We start from the raw sequence: 17,500 nt of genomic DNA on the forward strand, positions 1-17,500 counted from the left end.
CCTAAAATTAAAGTCTTTTGTCGTCAACTTTCCCCTTCTCCAAAACCTATTATTCCCTCGCCGATCGCCTCAACCAAATCCATTACGCTGACCTCAAAAATTGAAGTTCTCGCGATCGGCGTTTCCACCGGAGGACCCAACGCTTTAAATCTCCTCCTTCCTCGTTTTCCCGCCCATTTCCCGGTTCCGATCCTGATCGTTCAGCATATTCCCCCTGTCTTCAGCAAACGCCTTGCAGAACGTCTATCTACCCACTGTCAGCTATCGGTAAAAGAAGCCCGATCGGGGGAAAGACTGCAACCCGGACAAGTTTGGATCGCCCCGGGGGATTATCACATGGAAGTGCAAAAAGACGGCGCGATCGCCCGCCTCCACTTGCAGCAAAACCCCCCAGAAAACTCCTGTCGTCCTGCCGTTGACGTGCTATTTCGTTCCGTCGCCAAAATCTATCAAAGCGGAGTTTTAGGGATCGTTATGACCGGAATGGGACAAGACGGACTCAACGGCTGTAAGTATATTAAAGAAATGGGTGGGCGTATTTTTGTGCAAGATGAAGCCAGTAGCGTAGTTTGGGGAATGCCCGGAATAGTGGCTCATGCGGGACTGTGCGATCGCATTCTCCCACTCGATCGCCTTGCCGATGAAATTCTGTTACAAGTTTTGTGATTTTTTATTGATTATTTGTGACTATTGATTATTTGTGACTATTAATTCTTCAGATTTTGAATATGTTCGTCAATTGGTGCGTCAGTATAGTGCCGTCCAAATTCCTGACGATAAACAGTATTTAGTCGAGTCTCGTTTAGCTGCGATCGCGCGAGAATATCAGATTAATTCTGCCAAGCAATTGATTAATCAATTGCGAACCACTGCCTTTAATCATCTTCATCAAGCTGCGATCGAAGCGATGATGATTTCCGAAACATTCTTCTTTCGCGATACTTATCCTTTTGCAGCCTTACAGGACAATATTATCCCCCAACTCATCAAAAAACGAGACAATGAACGAACTTTAAAGATTTGGTCAGCGGCTTGTTCTAGCGGTCAAGAACTTTATAGTATTGCTATCTTATTGCAAGAATATTTCCCACAACTGTATACATGGAAAATCTCTTTGCTCGGGAGCGATATCTCTCATCAAATTCTCTCTCTAGCGCAGGAAGGCTGCTATAATCAACATGAAATGAATCGCGGACTTTCTCCAGAATTACGAGAAAAATATTTTCAAAATCAAGGCAAGATTTGGCAGCTTAAAACAGAAATTCGTAAGCGAGTTGAGTTTCACTATCTCAACTTAGTTGAAGACTGGGCAAAAATCCCGAGAATGGATATTATTTTTTTACGAAATGTCTTAATTTATTTCGATATTGAAACTAAGAAAAAGATGCTCGATAAAGTCAGACATCACCTGCGATCGGATGGCTATTTATTTTTAGGAGGAGGAGAATCTCTCGTCCATCTTGACGATCGCTTTCAACCCATTCAATATGAAAAAACGGTTTTTTATCAATTACGCTGAACAGTTATCAGTTATCAGTTATCAGTTATCAGTGAACCAATGTTAAGAAAAGTTGAGGGGAGGCGAATGGTGGTGAAATAAAAGGAGAAAAAGGTTCTTAATTTGATACACTAAAAAATACTCTAAAAATAGGCAACAGACCCTATTATGGCTCTAATTTTAATTGCTGATGACTCAATGCGGGAACGTCAGAGGCTTCGTAAAATTGTTGAAGCGGAAGATCATATTGTGGTTGAAGCCGATAATAGTCGCTATTGTTTGGAACTGATCGAGGTTCATCAGATTGATTGCGCCTTGCTCAATATTCTCATGCCCGGGGTGGAAGAATATCAACTATTGCGATCGCTGCAATCTCGGAATATTCCCGCGATCGCGATCGCAGAAAATGCCCAAAGTTTAACCTCAACCCCCTCGATCGCAACCCTAACCCCGATCGAGCGCTTTCCTCCCGCTTCGCAACTCTGTAAAATCCTAGAGATGGCAATATCGGGACATATCAAAGATTTTTTTTCCCATGATTCCTCTGCAATTGTCCCATCTGAAGCAGAAACAACTGTTACATTGACCAATATCCCCCAAGATAGTTTTGAAACCTTTTTAAGCATCGCCACTATGAAAAACTTAATTAGCGTCGGGATCGAACAAGCTGGAGAAACCTTACAAGAAATTACCGACTGTCCCATTGATTTTCAAGATGCGATCGTAGAAAACACCAACCCAGAAGGCTTATACCAGCAACTCATCAAGTGCTTCGGCACAGAACCCATTTGCGTTGCCGAACTAGGATTTAAAGGAGGGTTTTCCGGTACGTCCCAACTCTTTTTTCTCACCGATAGCGCCCAAGCGCTAACAGCAGCTTTAACAGGGGAAGAACCGGGAAGTGAAGGATTTGAGGAAGCGCAAGCGGAAATGTTGGTGGAAATTGGTAATATTGTTCTGAATGGTGTAATGGGAACGATTAGCAATGCGATGACCCAAGGTTTAAACTATTTCGTTCCCACCTATCGCGAGGATACCATTGAAAATCTTACTGCCGCTATTATGGAAAACCCTGCTTCAACGATTTTGATGGGTCAAGCACATTTTAAAATTGAAGAACTCCAAGTCTCGGGAGATATTATTCTCTTTTTCAAAGTTGATTAAATTGAATTGCGATCGCGCCCTCAGTGCCGCTTTAACCATGAACGAACTCAACCGCATTACCGCACAATATAGTATCCTCGATCGCGTTCCCGATGGCTTGTGTTTGTTGCAACAAGATTTTACCGTCCTCTTTTGGAATCGCTATTTGGAAAATTGGACGAAAATTTACCGTCATGAAATTCTCGGCACGAATTTATATCAACATTTTCCCCATCTGAAAGAATCTCGCTATCGCCATCGCTTTCAGCAAGTATTTAGCAATGGATTTCCCGTTATCTTCTCCCCCCAGCTTCATCCCTCCCTCATTCCCTGCTTTCTCCCCAACGGACAGCCGCGCATTCAACAAGTCACTGTCACTGCTGTTCCCTCCCCCACAACCGCAGAATCCTATGCGCTAATGACCATTCAAGATGTCACCGATCTCACCCATCGCATTTCCATTTACCAACAAGAATTAAAACAACGCCAGCGTATCCAAGAAGAATTAGAACGATCCAATACAGAATTAGAAAGCTTTGCGTATATTGCCTCTCACGATTTGCGCGAACCCTTACGCATGGTCGTCAGCTTTACTCAACTCCTCGGACAGCGCTACAAAGGGAAACTCGACGACGATGCCGATCGCATTATCGATTTTGCTGTTGAAGGGGCAACGCGAATGCAGGTCCTCATTAACGATCTTCTCACTTATTCTCGGGTCAATACAAAAACGAGGGATTTTCAAGCCGTTGACTGCAATGAATCCCTCAATACCGCCATCCAAAATCTCCAACTCGCGATCGCCGAAACAGGAAGCGGCATTAAATGCCATCCGTTACCGACAATTTTTGCCGATGCCGCTCAATTCGTACAATTGTTTCAAAACTTATTAGACAATGCCATTAAATATCGCAGTAGCGATCGCAATCCTCGCATTGAAGTGGGTTCTCAAAACCGTAAAGACGATTATCTGTTTTGGGTCAAAGATAATGGCATTGGCATTGCAGACAAACATGGCGAGCGGATCTTTCGCATTTTCCAACGCCTGCATACTCGCACCGCCTATCCGGGAACCGGTATCGGTTTAGCCATTTGTGAAAAAATTGTTCAACGCCATGACGGAGAAATTTGGGTCGAATCAGAACTCGGTCAAGGTTCGACATTTTACTTTACAATTCCCCAATAATTTTTACCCTGATAACCGATTCATTGCTAAGATAGAAATAAAAGCAAAATACAACAAACAAAGTATAATATATCATGAAAACTACAACTAATAAAGGAATTGAGATTTTAATCGGAGAAGATAATCCGGGAGATGTCTTCATTATTAATAATGTCTTAAGTTGTTGCGCGGTTGAATACAACCTTCATCATGTTGAAGATGGAGAGGCTGCGATGGATTATCTACGACAAAACGGAAAATATAAAGATGCTCCTCGACCTAACCTCCTGCTTTTAGATTTGAATCTCCCGAAAAAACATGGATTTGAAGTTCTCAAAGAAATCAAAGACGATCCCGAACTCAAAGCGATTCCCGTGATTATTTTAACCTCTTCTCAATCTGAAAAAGATATTGCCCAAAGCTACAATTTGTATGCCAGTTGTTATTTAATTAAACCCTTCGATTTTAATGAATTTGAATTGGCAGTTGAAATGTTAAAAAACTTCTGGTTAAAAATCGTCGCACTTCCGCCACAGCCCTTCAGTGCAATTTAGAAAAAATGTGCGTATCCGATTATGAGTCAATCTGAAATTAAGATTCTTCTCGTCGAAGATAATCCCGGTGATGCTTTTTTAATTCGCGAAAAATTAAAGGAATTACAACAGAATGATTTTCGCCTTTCTCACGTTGAGTATTTAGAACAAGCCTGCGATTGTTTGGAAAATCAAATCTTTGATGTAGTCTTGTTGGATTTGAACTTACCTGATAGTATGGGTTTGGAAACTTTATTGACGTTACAGAATAAAGCCCCTTATGTACCGATTATTGTTTTAAGCGGGATGAATGATGAAAACCTTGCTGTTGAGGCCGTGCGTCAAGGGGCGCAGGATTATTTAATCAAAGATCCCCATATCATCCAATTTTTAATCCGTTCCATTCGGTATGCGATCGAACGCAAGCGCACCCGAGAAGAACTCCGACAATGTATCGGACAACTCGAACAACAAGCGATCGAACTCGAAGCTGTGAATAAAGAACTCGAAGCCTTCAGCTATACGGTTTCTCACGATCTCAATAATCCTCTGACCAGTATTATGGGGGCAGTTTCTCTGATTCAAGACTTTTATCAAGAAACCCTCGATCCTAAAGTAGAACGTTTGATTGATTTAATCGAAGGATCGAGCCTGCGAATGAGTCATATTATCAAAGATGTGATGTTGCTATCTCGCGTGAAAAATAGCGATCTTCAAATTGTTCAGGTTAATTTAAGTGTAATGACTCAAAACATAATCGAACAACTGCAAGGTCATCAAAGCGATCGCCAGATAAAAACCATAATTCCACCGCAACTTTTTGCCCGTGGAGACGAACATTTACTCTATATCGCCTTAGAAAACTTACTGGGAAATGCTTGGAAATATACGGGCAAAACCAAAGAACCTTGTATTGAAATCGGGATGCTTTCTTCCTCTCACGCCCCCTTTCCGTTACCCTACAATCGAGGCATCTATTTCGTGCGCGATAATGGGGCTGGGTTTGATATGCAGCAAGCCGATCGCCTCTTTACTCCCTTTCAACGCTTGCACAGTGCCGAAGAATTTATCGGCACGGGGATCGGCTTATCCACGGTACAGCGTATCATTCATCGCCACGGCGGACGAATCTGGTGTCACGGTCAAGTCGATCGCGGTGCAACATTTTTCTTTACCCTTGAGAGCGATTCCTGCGACAATGAGATTAAATAAGGAATTCTGAGAAAAATTAGGTAAATTAAGACTTATGGCAAAAATTTTAGTCACAGACGATGCGGCTTTTGCTCGCCGTATGGTAAAAAAAGCATTAAAGGAAGATAATCACGAAGTCCTTGAAGCCGCGAATGGCCAAGAGTGTTTGGAGGCGATCGCTAACGATCCCCCCGATTGCATTTTTCTCGATCTCCTCATGCCCGAATTAGACGGGTTTGGGGTCTTGAAAGAACTGCGCGATCGCGGTTCGGAAATTCCCGTCATCGTGCTTTCTGCCGATATTCAGGATAGCGCTCGAGAGGAATGTATGAGCCTTGGGGCAACCTTAATGTTGAAAAAACCGCCCAAAGCCCCCAAAATTCGAGAAACCGTGAATCAAGTTCTTGGTATTTAAATAATCTTGTGTAAGATCTTGTTTAAAATCTCGTTCAAAGCCTCGTTTAGCAATGCCCGCGATCGCCAATGATGAAGCTAACCACAGACCGATTAGATGCGCTAACCGAACTGATTAACATCGGTATCGGCCAAGCGGCGGGAATGCTAAACGATATGATTGAATTTCGCATTCGCCTGCAAGTGCCGACGCTCGCCTTGCTCTCCAGACAGGAATTACAAGCTGAATTGAGCGATCGCCTCGGTCCCGATCTCTTATCTTCAGTCCAGCTTGATTTCCAAGGCTCCTTAGATGGAACGGCGCAATTAGTATTTCCCACTGACAGTGCCGCCACTCTCGTATCCGTTCTCACTGGAGAGAACGAGGAAAGTCCGGATTTGGATAGTTTGAAAATTGGCACTCTCACAGAAGTGGGAAACATTGTTATCAATGGTGTTATGGGATCGATTAGCAATATGCTCGATCGCCCCATGCAATATGCCGTCCCCGCTTATACCGAAGACGAAATTTCTCACCTCGTTCCCCTTGAAGCCGACGAATCAAATACTAATGTTCTTCTCGCGCGGGCGCGTTTTGATGTGGAAGAATTACAAGTTCAAGGTGATATTGTTCTCTTTTTTAATGTCGGTTCTTTTGATGCCCTGCTAGCAGCGATCGATGAAGTGGGCTGATGAATAGCAAACCGTGAAAAATCTTGACCCTGACCTCGCTCCTAGGGTAATATTAGAGATTGCGTGTCCAACAAGCTCGGATCGGGTTGAGACATCTGACAAAGCTGATTCGTCAAAGCTAATTTTTTAAAAACTAATTGGCACTGAGTCTCATCGGTCAGCTACCTGTACGGCCTCTATTTTAAGGATTGATAACACATGACCTACGCGATCGTCGAAACGGGTGGAAAACAAATGCGCGTCGAACCCGGACGCTTTTATGATATCGAACTCCTCCACGTTGACCCAGACGAATCCTACAGTATCGATAAAGTTCTTTTCATTCACCACGATGATGATATCCAAATCGGGCAGCCTTTCGTAGAAGGAGCAACAGTAGAAGGGACAATAATGCGACACTTCCGAGGACGGAAAGTAATCGTTTACAAAATGCGTCCTAAAAAGAAAACGCGTAAAAAACGCGGACATCGCCAAGAAACAACTCGCTTGATGATTAATTCAATTAATCTCAACGGTTCGGTTTTGGCTGAAGCCGACACTCGCGAAATCGAAGAGGAAACCCCTAATCTCGTTCAAGATTCTTTACCGATGGTTGAAGCGGAGGAAACTCTAGAAGTAGAAGTGCAACCCGTTGAAGAAGTTGAAGCAGCAGAAGCGGCAACTCAAGAAACTTCTGAAAAAGAGTAAACTGAGAAAAAACCGCACAATGCAAAGAAGCTATTTTTATGTAGCGATCGCAACCCAACAACGAGGAAATTATGGCTCATAAGAAAGGAACAGGCAGTACCCGCAACGGTCGGGATTCTAACTCAAAACGCTTGGGCGTTAAGCGTTACGGTGGCCAAACCGTCACGGCTGGCAATATTATCATTCGTCAGCGCGGTACCAAAGTCCACCCCGGTAAAAATGTCGGGCGCGGCAATGATGACACCCTCTTTGCTTTAGTTGATGGTGTGGTCAAATTTGAACGCAAAGACAAGTCTCGTAAAAAAGTTAGCGTTTATCCTCTTGAAGCAACTTAAGTCAGATTGAGTTTGCTTTAAATTATTATTGAATTGGGTGGGAATTTCCCGCCCTTTTTTAGGTATCAATAAATGAATCACTGGCGAGGAGAGTGTATCGATCGAGCCAAAATGTCAAAAAATAGTGACTTATTTTTTGAGAAACCTTGTTTTTTTAGTAAAAATTGCTACAATCTGAATCCAGTAGGGTAAAAGCAAACGTCAGTCCCAAGTGAGGCAGACGTATTTTTTAAAAGACAGCAATCGGAGAGGTCAATTGCAATTACAAGATCGATCGGGAGTGAAAACTATGGACTGTCGCCATATTCAATTTCAAGACAGCAAATCAATTATTGACCTCGAACAACTTCAAGACCTATTTAAACAAGCAGCATTCTGGGCGAAAGATCGCGATATTGAAGAGATGGGCATTGCGATCGCCAATAGTAGCCCCACGATTACCGTCTGGGATCGCGATCGCTTGATCGGATTTGCCCGGGCGACCTCCGATGGAATTTATCGTGCCACCATTTGGGATGTTGTCATTCATCCCGACTATCAAGGTGCAGGTTTGGGTCGCAAATTGGTGCAAACTGTAATTGCTCACCCCCAAGTGAACCGAGTCGAACGCATTTATTTAATGACCACCCATCAACAGTGCTTTTACGAGCGGATTGGCTTTGAGGAAAATCAAACCACCACGATGGTTCTCTACAGCAACGCTAATCGATTAGTTGCGCCTCTGCTAACATCGACTCAGAAGCAAGAGGAATTGAACACTGTATCCGTGTAAGCGGATGTTCATCACTAGGAGCGGGGGATTGCAAAATTTCCAACGCTCCTCCCATCGTTTCTAAAAGACAGTGACTCAAAAGTAAATTCATTCCGGGGGAAGGAACTGGGGTGTGTAGTAAGGTATCAACCGTATCGAGATCGATTTTCAGGGGTTGTTTGTCGAGCATGTCGATGGGTTCTTGCCAAATTTTTTGCGGGGATTTGATATCGATCCATACCCAACCCATATTTTCTTGAGGAGAATTCTGAACTGTAATCGCGATCGCACCCTCTTGCATATGAGCAATTGCCGTATCCACTAAGCTCACCAAAACTTGAACGACTCGTTTTAAATCGGCATTGATATAAAGTTCCGGTTCGGGGTAATGAATATTGAGTTCGTAGCTACGATTTGCGGCATGTAAGTGAATAAGTCGATTCAACTCAGAAAAGACTTCGCTTAATGGAAACGGATAAACTTCTATCCGTGCGGCTCCGTATTCCACTTTCGAGACATAAATAATATCATCAAGGAGTTTAATTAATTTTAATGCAGCTTGATGAGCCTGTTTGACGAATTCCCGTTCCTCCTCGGGACTCTCGCACAGATCTGCGAGAATTAACTGATGCAATCCGAGAAGGCTATTCAAAGGCGATCGCAATTCGTGAGACGTTCGCGCTAAAAAACCCGATTTAAACAAGCTAACTTGGGCAGCCATTTGATAGGCCAATTTTGTCTGCTCCAGTTCTGCTTTTAAAGATTCCAATTCCTCACTCATGCTTTATATATCCTTCATGACAATACTTCCCTGACGGAGGATGTCCCATCCCTTTCCCGTCCATTTTGCCACAGTTGAGGGTAGACCACTGCCCACTGTAACATCAAGCGGGGAATCGATGCGATCGAGAACGGTGACATCGGGAAAGGCTGCCGCGATCGCATTTGCTATCTCTAAAGGCGGTTTGCCAGAACGATTGGCACTGGTTGTCGCCAGCGCCCCGGTTTGGCTTAAAATGTCTCGGGCGAGGGGAAGAGCGGGAACTCGGAGGCCGATGGTAGTGCGATCGCGGGGATTCATTCCCTCGGGAACTGAGGCAGAAGCCGGCAAAACTAAGGTTAGCGCCCCCGGCCAGTATTCCTGCGTGATTTGCTGCCAAATGGCGAATTCTGCGGCAGTTCCTTGAATGTAGGGCTGTAGGTCGAGAAAGGCTGCCCCCATTAAAATTAACGGTTTTTCTAAAGAGCGTCCCTTGAGGGTAAAAATAGCAGCCGCGCGATCGGGACGCACGGCTAAAGCCGGAACGGTATCGGTGGGAAAACTCACCACCCCGCCGGCTCGAGCGACTTCAATTAATTCCGGTTGATTGGCTTTCATTGGCGATAGGCAAGGGCAAAGCGATTGATTTGGGCAAGGTCGGGAAAAATACGGATATTGTTATATTTTCCTCGCGCTTCGAGAAGACGCGCAACAATTGGGGCTTGTCCCTCCATCATTTCGATCGCCCACAGCCCCCCCGAATGTAGATAATGAGGGGCAGTTTCAATGAGAGTCCGGATGGCATCAAGGCCATCTTTGCCGCCATCTAAAGCAAGGTGGGGTTCGTGCTGGCACACTTCCGGTTGCAGTTGGGGGATAAGAGCAGCAGGAATGTAAGGAGGGTTGGCAACCATACCGCTTATTTTACCTGCCAATGTTGCGAGAGGTTGCCACCAAGACCCTTGATAAAATTTTATTCGCGGCTCGAAGTTGAGTCTTTTGGCGTTTTCTCGGGCAATTTCGAGGCTTTCGGCACTGATATCTACGGCATGAATCGTCGCTTGGGGCAAACATGCGGCTAATCCCAAGGCGATCGCGCCGCTTCCCGTCCCTAAATCTACCCAATGTCCTGTTGCAAGTTGGGGATTTTGTCGAACGGCTTCGGTAATGCGATCGATCAGGATTTCTGTTTCCGGACGGGGAATGAGAACATCGGGGGAAACTTTTAGCGTAAAATGTCGCCAGTTTGTCTCTCCGACGAGATGTTGCAGGGGGACGCGATCGCTAATACGACTTTGCCAGAGCCGATCTAGCTCTGACAGCGAAACTTTTAACTCAATTTGCGATCGCGTTTTATAGCTGGCCAAATGGAGGGTCAAGGAATCTAAACCCGCCAATTCTCGCAAGAGCCAATCCACCTCCCCGGGAGGCAAATTGGCTGCGCTCGCCTGCTGCTTGGCGCGTTGTTGCCACAACCACAATTCTTGACCCGAGATTAACACCGTTTATTGTTGCTGCTGGCGAAGCAAATTAATGTATTCGAGGGAATTTTGGGCGGGAACGAGAACGATTTTTTCCAGTTCTGAACTATCGTTTTGTTCGAGGGTTTGAATGACACCTTCTAGGGGAATAGCTTGAATTTGCACGGTATTGGCCAGAGAAGGTTGTTGTTCTTTAAAACGTGCGACCATTTGTTCGATTCCTTCTTTCTCGAAGAAGAAAGGAATGACTTGTTGTTGGTTTTGTTGCAGCGTTAAATAGCCGCCTTCTGCGCCACCAGTCGCGACAAAAAGAGGCACACCTTGAAACTCATTAGAGTTGATTTGCTCGGCTAATTCGACTTGGCGATTGGTTGGCACGTAGGTAAAGTTAACACCTTCTTGTTGGGCGTTATTGCGGCGATCGAGTTGATAGATATCTCCCAAAGAAATGGGAATAATTTGCAATTTATTGCCTAAATTGGGATTCTCTTGCTTGAGACGAGTGACAAAGGCTTCGGCATCGCTGGGATTAATAAAAACCCCGGCAACACTATCGCTATCGGGATCGTTGGCATTTTGCTCGTTGGGAATCCTGGCCACTAAAGGAGCGCCATTTTCATCGGCAACGGCAAAGACGGGAACGCTTTTTAACCGTTCGACAATCTGCGCTTCTGTTAAAGCCAAGGCTTCTAATGTTCCTGCAAACCACGTACTCGTGAGGGTAACTCCCGCTACACCCAACGCTAAACACCAACGAACCAGAGATTTCATTTTCATTGTGATTGACCTCAAAACTGTACCGGACTGTTACACCTACAAAATGGCAGGAGATTTTTTGAACACAAAACGAGTAATTTGTCAAATGCGATCGCTGCATTTGTTTTAAAAACAAGTCATCAACACCTCAAACCCCGATAGAGGTAAAAATTTGTAAATTTTTTTATCCAAGATACCTCAATTGTAAACACTTGTGAATTCTTGGGACTGAAATCTAGGAAAAGGAGTTCCCAAGATAGAAGTTTTGGAGTTTGGAGTTTAGAGGAGTTGGGGAGGTTGGGGGCGCAAATTCCCTGTAGCATGGATAAAGATAAATTTAAAGTTAGGACGGCGCGAGGTGGAATGCTTGGCAATGAGGAGAGGGACATGACGCGACAACTTCGCAAACCTATTTTAGCGGGGGGTATTGCCTTATCGTTTGGACTGTGGTTGTGGTGGAATATTCGCGATACGGCGATGGAGATCGGCGAATTGAGTTTACTGGGGACGATCGCGATCGGGGGCGGTTTCTGGTGGTTCAAACATCAATTTAATAAAAGGTCGCCGCAATTTATTGTCCCCACATCTTTGAGTCGCGAAGAGGTTGAAACCGCGATCGCGCAAACTCGCCACAGTCTCGACTCCCTCAAAACCGAAGACTCCGATCGCAATCATGCCGATTTAGAGGGGCAACTCGATCGCCTGCCCGAACAATTAACCCGACAAGAGATTAATATCGCGATCGCCGGGGAAAAACTCACGGGAAAAACTTGCTTGCAGAAAATTCTCGTCGGATTAACTTGGGAAAATGTCACTTGGCAAGAAGTTTCAACACCCTCTCTAACTTGGCAAGAGGCAGAGAGAAGCCCATTGAAGGCTGCGGACGCGGTGTTATGGTTGGTGACGGGAGATTTAACCAATTCGCAATTGCAGGTCTTACAAGGGCTGAGAAGCACCCATCAGCACATCCTACTGGTGTTCAATAAAAGCGATCGCTACCTGCTCGAAGAAAAAGAAACGATCTTGCAGCAGTTACATCAACATATTTTGGGCATTCTCAACGCCGAAGATCTCGTTTCGATTTTAGCGGCACCCTCTCCGATCAAAGTTCGCCAACATCAAGCTGATGGAACGATTCAAGAATGGGAAGAAACCCAACAACCAGACATTCAAGCCTTGCACGATCGCCTCGATCGCATCCTCGCAACAGAACGAGAACAATTAGTTTGGGGAACAACGTGGCGAGAGGCACAAACCCTACAGCAACAAATTAAAACCCGACTGAATGAGATCCGTCGCGATCGCGCCTTACCCATCGTCGAACGCTATCAATGGATTGCTGCTGCCGCCGCTTTTGCCAACCCCGTTGCCGCCTTAGATTTATTGGCAACAGCCGCCATTAGCGCCCAAATGCTCATCGATTTAGGGGAGATTTATCAGCAAAAATTATCTTTGCAATTGGGCAAAGAAACAGCAGGAGAAATGGGGCGCTTAATGGTGAAATTGGGCATTGTGGAACTGTCTTCCCAAGCGATCGCTCATTTGCTGAAAAGTAATGCGATCACCTATGTTGCCGGAGGAACCCTACAAGGGATTGGTGCCGCTTACTTAACCCGTTTGGCGGGCTTGAGTTTAATCGAGTATTTCCAAGACTGCGAGATCGAATCCACAACTGAAGCAACTTTGAATTGGGAGAAATTGGCACAAAAGCTCAAAGCTGTTTTCGCGCAGAATCAAAGAACCGAGTTTTTACAAAGTTTTACCAAAGTTGCGATCGCCCGCTTCAGCACTTAAAAAAGAGTGAATGGGTTCTTATTTTCCGCTCACTCCACAAAAATAGACCGATCGCTGTTTATTGCTCATTGTTCATTGTTCATTGCTCATTGTTCGTTGAAATGACAATTGCTCGCACGATTTGCTTGGGATTTTTAGGGACGATCCTCATCGGTACGCTTCTCTTAACGTTGCCGATTTCGACCAGTAATGGCACTTGGAATAGTCCTCTCATCGCTTTATTTACCTCAACTTCAGCCGTTTGCGTCACCGGTTTGATCGTTGTGGATACGGGAACGCATTTCTCGGCGATCGGAGCCGTTTTTATTTTACTGCTCATTCAAATCGGAGGACTGGGATATATGACCAGTACTACCTTTTTGATTTTAATTTTGCGGCGCAAGTTCGATCTTCGACAAAAATTTGCCATTCAAGAATCTTTTGATCGCCCCTTTCTCCAAGGCAGTCGTAATTTAATTCGTTCGATCCTCGCCACGACGCTTCTGTTTGAACTAACAGGAGTGTTTCTCTTGATAAAAATTTTTGCCGATGATTATGGCTTCAAAAAAGGATTGTGGCTGGCAATTTTTCATAGCATTAGTGCATGGAATAATGCAGGTTTTAGTTTATTTTCTGATAGTTTGACAGCCTATCGTGGCTCGTGGATGATTAATTTTGCAATCCCTCTACTCATTATTTTGGGAGGCATTGGTTATCAGACCATTATTGAATTTTATATTTGGAGTCAAAATCAATTTCGCAATCCCAAGCCCAGATTTGTTTTTTCCTTAAACTTTAAAGTTGTTATCAATACAACAATCATTTTACTGGCATTAGGCTGGATTGCCTTTCTCGCGATCGAATCCACACCAGAAGGAACGTTAATCGGTCTTTCTTTACCTGAAAAAGTTTTAGCAGCTTGGTTTCAATCCGTTACCACTCGCACGGCAGGGTTTAATACTTTAAATTTTGGAGCAATGAAAGATGCGACCTTATTTATTATCATGGGATTGATGATAATTGGCGCAAGTCCGAGCGGGACGGGAGGTGGCATTAAAACCACAACCGTGAGAATTTTATTTGATTGTACTCGCTCGGCATTGCGCGACTATGAAGAAGTAGTTATTTACGGACGAAAAATTGCCAGTCCTTTAATTTTAAAAGCGATCGCGGTAGTTTTTGGATCGGGCATGGCTATTGCCGTTTCTACTGCTTTTCTCGTTGTCATTGAAGGACAAAATTTTGAATTTATCAATCTATTTTTTGAATCAATTTCGGCTTTTGCTACCGTGGGGGTTTCGACAGGAATTACAGCAAGTCTTTCGGCGTGGGGACAACTGGTGATTATTTTTACCATGTTTATTGGCAGAGTCGGGATTTTGGTCTTTATTGCTGCCTTATTTGGCGAATCTTGTCCTCGTCAAGTAAAATATCCAGAAGAAAATTTATTAGTGGGCTAGATGGTCAATAAAGGACTGGGCTGGAATTTGCGATCGCTGAATTTTCTGGCAACCTTAACGCGAGAAACCAAGCAATTTGCTGTGATTGGTTTGGGACGCTTCGGGCGATCGGTGGCTTCTTCTTTACATGCAATGGGTTATGAGGTTTTAGGTGTAGATGTTGATGAAAAGTTAGTCTCTAGCGCCCTCAGTGATAATATCGCCACCCATGCAATTTGCTTAGATTCGACTGAGCCGAATGCCCTCAAAGAAGCCGGAATTTTTGAATTTGATACGGTGATTATTGCGATTGGTAACTATATTCAAGAAAGTATTATCACGACCCTCAATGTGAAAGAAGCTGGCGTATCTAAAGTGGTCGCCAAAGCCTCAACAGAAATTCACGGCAAACTCTTAGAAAAAGTAGGAGCCGATCGCGTCGTTTTCCCCGAATATGAAGCCGGAGAAGCCCTCGCACATCTGCTGACAAAACCCGCTATCCTCGATCGCTTCGATCTCGATCCGGATCACAGCATTGTCGAAGTTCTCATTCCCGAAGAATTTGACAATCAAACCATTACAGAACTGCAACTTCGCAGTCGTTATGGTTTAACGGTGCTAGCCGTCGCGGAAGATGATAAAAAGTTTGATATTAATCCCTTACCCGATCGCCGTCTTTATCAAGGCATGGCAATGGTAGTTTTAGGAAAAAATAAAGATATCAAGCGCTTGCCGATTTAGTGATGAGTTGTTTGAATCGATCCTCTGATACTGTTCGTCTTCATTTAAACTAATAACTGATAACGGATAACTAATATACAGATACCTAATAACAGATAACGGATAACTAATAACTGGTGCAGGGACGTTGCATGCAGCGTCCCTACTGATAACTGAAATGACTGGCAAGGTATTGATAAAAATGCCACAATGAAAAATCTACAATTATAGAAAAAACATGAATCACTCTAGGCGGATTTTTCAATCAGCGATGGTTATCAGCCTCAGTTTGGGGACGACAACGGCGATCGCTGCCCCGATCGACTCGACTCGAGAGCCAAGCATTTGGGAACAAATTGACGCATATACTTGGGTCAGCAGCGATGACGCGATCGCAACTGATGTGAATTCCTTAGAAGAAATTGCCCAAGATTTTCCCAATACCTCCCAATTTCAAGATGTTTCTCCCACAGACTGGGCATTTCAAGCCTTAACGCTACTCGTGGAACGTTACGATTGTTTAAAAGGCTATCCCAATTTAACCTTCCGAGGCGATCGCAACCTTACCCGTTATGAATTTGCCGCAGGATTGAACGCTTGTACTCAACAAATGGAACGTCTGTTGCAAGAAGCCACCGTAGATTTAGTCACGCGAGATGAGTTTGCCATTTTAGAGCGACTGCAAGCAGAATTCGCCGAAGAATTGAATCAATTGATCCTCCGGGTTGACGATCTCGAACAACGCATTGTGTTTCTCGAGTCCAATCAATTTTCCACCACCACAAAATTATCGGGAGAAGTTGTTTTTGCTTTAACCGATGTTTTGGGAGGAAATTTTTCCCAAGTCACCAACAATCTTGAATTCATACCTGGTTTAAGTATTGATATCAGTGCAGGGGATTTAGGAATTGCGTCGGTTCCCGATTCGACATTAAACATTGATAACGATCAAAAACCGATTTTTGGTGGTAGCGTTCGTTTCTTCTTAGCCACTAGCTTTACCGGACGAGATCGTCTCTTAATTCGCGGTCGTTTTAATAACGTAACGCCTTTTACCGCCAATAGTCGAGGAACGGTTAACGCTCCTGCTATTCCTCCTGTTGCCCTCGTTCCCATCAACGCACGATTTACCCGCAATACGGGGGAAGGCACGCAAACTTTTAATATTCCCGATGCTCACGTCAGTTACTCATTCCCCATCGATCCCGCACGGGTTTTTATTTCCGGAGGTCGAGCCGTGTGGAGTGATATCGCACCCACCCTCAATCCTTATTTTCAAGACTTTGACGGCGGGAAAGGTGCCTTATCGAGTTTTGCTTCGGAAAGTCCCATTTACCGCATTGGTGGCGGTGCTGGGGTCGCCTTGACACTTCCTTTCATTGCAGGGGGTGGTTTTATCAAAAATGCCAATCTGGCGATCGGTTATTTGGCAGGGCCAGGAGCAAGTAACGCAACAACCGGTTTATTTAATGGAGATTATTCCGCTCTTGGACAAGCAACATTTGATCTGGGCGATGTAAATATCGGCTTCACTTATGTTCACGGCTATCACCAATCCCAGAGCGCTATTTTTGATAATGGTTTGGGTTCTAATCTCGGCTCTAATGGTTTTGTGGGTACGATTTTGGCTAATTTTCCCGGTTCGACTCTGCAAGCATTAACCGAGCCTTTTACCAGTTTATCTGCCGTCCCCATGCTGACCAATTCTTATGGTTTGGAAGCCTCTTGGCGCATTAACGATACCATGTCCTTAAGCGGATTTTTGGCTTACACCGATGCCATTTTAATCGGTCAGGGAGATAGCGAAATTTGGACTTATGGCTTAGGAGTTGCTTTTCCAGATTTAGGAGGAGAAGGCAATCTTCTCGGGTTCTTTATAGGAGCACAACCTTATGCAGGAAATATCGATCTTCCTCGCATTAATTACCGCAATGCGAATGTGCCTTATCATCTCGAATTGTTCTACAGGTATCAATTGCAAGACGCAATTTCTATCACCCCCGGTCTCATTTGGTTGCCCAATGCCAATGAAATCGATAATGATATCTTTATCGCAACCTTACGAACGACATTTTCTTTCTAGACAGAGTAACTCTTCCATAAGTTGACTCTTTCATTTCTTTTGGCTCTCAATTTCCTTTTGACGGCGGAAAATCTAACCGAAGAAAAATAAATATTGCGA

General features: G+C 44.3%; 19 protein-coding genes. 15 read left to right on the plus strand and 4 right to left on the minus strand.

All coding sequences use genetic code 11. The features are described 5' to 3' along the window. The 11 genes from AC6RV6_RS24180 to AC6RV6_RS24230 all read left to right on the plus strand — a co-directional run. A partial coding sequence (locus AC6RV6_RS24180) for a CheB methylesterase domain-containing protein (protein ID WP_500243447.1) occupies window positions 1–666 on the plus strand: 666 nt, incomplete at its 5' end. Between the two features lie 34 nt (window positions 667–700). Continuing rightward, on the plus strand, window positions 701–1,519 hold the full coding sequence (locus tag AC6RV6_RS24185) for a CheR family methyltransferase (protein ID WP_500243448.1): 819 nt from the start codon (window positions 701–703) through the stop codon (window positions 1,517–1,519). Between the two features lie 147 nt (window positions 1,520–1,666). Then, window positions 1,667–2,662 (plus strand): response regulator, encoded by a 996-nt coding sequence (locus AC6RV6_RS24190; RefSeq protein ID WP_500243449.1) that lies wholly within the window; start codon window positions 1,667–1,669, stop codon window positions 2,660–2,662. Further along, a complete protein-coding gene (locus tag AC6RV6_RS24195) occupies window positions 2,655–3,827 on the plus strand; it encodes a PAS domain-containing sensor histidine kinase (protein WP_500243450.1) in 1,173 nt (390 codons plus the stop codon). Before AC6RV6_RS24190 ends, AC6RV6_RS24195 begins: the two co-directional genes overlap by 8 nt. Before the next feature lie 74 nt (window positions 3,828–3,901). Further along, entirely contained in the window at window positions 3,902–4,360 is a 459-nt protein-coding gene (locus tag AC6RV6_RS24200) for a response regulator (protein WP_500243451.1), read from the plus strand. Window positions 4,361–4,381: 21 nt separating this feature from the next. Then, window positions 4,382–5,551: a sensor histidine kinase gene (locus AC6RV6_RS24205; protein ID WP_500243452.1), complete on the plus strand. Its 1,170-nt coding sequence runs from the start codon at window positions 4,382–4,384 to the stop codon at window positions 5,549–5,551. A gap of 34 nt (window positions 5,552–5,585) precedes the next feature. Further along, window positions 5,586–5,945, plus strand: a complete 360-nt coding sequence (locus AC6RV6_RS24210; protein WP_500243453.1) for a response regulator — start codon at window positions 5,586–5,588, stop codon at window positions 5,943–5,945. Between the two features lie 68 nt (window positions 5,946–6,013). Then, the gene (locus AC6RV6_RS24215; protein ID WP_500243454.1) at window positions 6,014–6,616 is read left to right on the plus strand and encodes a chemotaxis protein CheC; all 603 of its coding nucleotides are present in this window, start codon (window positions 6,014–6,016) and stop codon (window positions 6,614–6,616) included. A 198-nt stretch (window positions 6,617–6,814) separates the two neighbouring features. After that, window positions 6,815–7,303 (plus strand): 50S ribosomal protein L21, encoded by a 489-nt coding sequence (gene rplU, locus AC6RV6_RS24220; RefSeq protein WP_500243455.1) that lies wholly within the window; start codon window positions 6,815–6,817, stop codon window positions 7,301–7,303. Window positions 7,304–7,374: 71 nt separating this feature from the next. Continuing rightward, window positions 7,375–7,638, plus strand: coding sequence for a 50S ribosomal protein L27 (gene rpmA / locus AC6RV6_RS24225; protein WP_500243456.1), 264 nt, complete (start codon window positions 7,375–7,377; stop codon window positions 7,636–7,638). Between the two features lie 289 nt (window positions 7,639–7,927). Next, on the plus strand, window positions 7,928–8,410 hold the full coding sequence (locus AC6RV6_RS24230; protein ID WP_500243482.1) for a GNAT family N-acetyltransferase: 483 nt from the start codon (window positions 7,928–7,930) through the stop codon (window positions 8,408–8,410). Here AC6RV6_RS24230 and AC6RV6_RS24235 read toward each other — a convergent pair. The 4 genes from AC6RV6_RS24235 to AC6RV6_RS24250 are packed head-to-tail and all read right to left on the minus strand — an operon-like array spanning window position 8,340 to window position 11,407. Then, the gene (locus tag AC6RV6_RS24235; protein WP_500243457.1) at window positions 8,340–9,170 is read right to left on the minus strand and encodes a sensor histidine kinase; all 831 of its coding nucleotides are present in this window, start codon (window positions 9,168–9,170) and stop codon (window positions 8,340–8,342) included. The genes AC6RV6_RS24230 and AC6RV6_RS24235 overlap by 71 nt on opposite strands. A 3-nt stretch (window positions 9,171–9,173) precedes the next feature. Further along, window positions 9,174–9,767: an L-threonylcarbamoyladenylate synthase gene (locus AC6RV6_RS24240; protein ID WP_500243458.1), complete on the minus strand. Its 594-nt coding sequence runs from the start codon at window positions 9,765–9,767 to the stop codon at window positions 9,174–9,176. After that, complete coding sequence (gene prmC / locus AC6RV6_RS24245; RefSeq protein WP_500243459.1) at window positions 9,764–10,651, minus strand: peptide chain release factor N(5)-glutamine methyltransferase; 888 nt, start codon at window positions 10,649–10,651, stop codon at window positions 9,764–9,766. The genes AC6RV6_RS24240 and prmC overlap by 4 nt, the downstream gene beginning before the upstream one ends. A 3-nt stretch (window positions 10,652–10,654) precedes the next feature. Then, a complete protein-coding gene (locus AC6RV6_RS24250; RefSeq protein WP_500243460.1) occupies window positions 10,655–11,407 on the minus strand; it encodes a Tic22 family protein in 753 nt (250 codons plus the stop codon). 300 nt (window positions 11,408–11,707) lie between these two features. Between AC6RV6_RS24250 and AC6RV6_RS24255 the strand changes: the two genes are divergently transcribed. The 4 genes from AC6RV6_RS24255 to AC6RV6_RS24270 all read left to right on the plus strand — a co-directional run bounded on the left by AC6RV6_RS24255 (window position 11,708) and on the right by AC6RV6_RS24270 (window position 17,401). Beyond that, on the plus strand, window positions 11,708–13,180 hold the full coding sequence (locus AC6RV6_RS24255) for a YcjF family protein (protein WP_500243461.1): 1,473 nt from the start codon (window positions 11,708–11,710) through the stop codon (window positions 13,178–13,180). Between the two features lie 101 nt (window positions 13,181–13,281). After that, the gene (locus tag AC6RV6_RS24260; RefSeq protein ID WP_500243462.1) at window positions 13,282–14,619 is read left to right on the plus strand and encodes a TrkH family potassium uptake protein; all 1,338 of its coding nucleotides are present in this window, start codon (window positions 13,282–13,284) and stop codon (window positions 14,617–14,619) included. After that, complete coding sequence (locus AC6RV6_RS24265) at window positions 14,620–15,339, plus strand: potassium channel family protein (protein ID WP_500243463.1); 720 nt, start codon at window positions 14,620–14,622, stop codon at window positions 15,337–15,339. Window positions 15,340–15,556: 217 nt separating this feature from the next. Beyond that, window positions 15,557–17,401, plus strand: a complete 1,845-nt coding sequence (locus tag AC6RV6_RS24270) for an iron uptake porin (RefSeq protein WP_500243464.1) — start codon at window positions 15,557–15,559, stop codon at window positions 17,399–17,401. Window positions 17,402–17,500 lie beyond the last annotated feature (99 nt).

It is taken from the genome of Spirulina sp. LEGE 11439 (assembly GCF_059821285.1).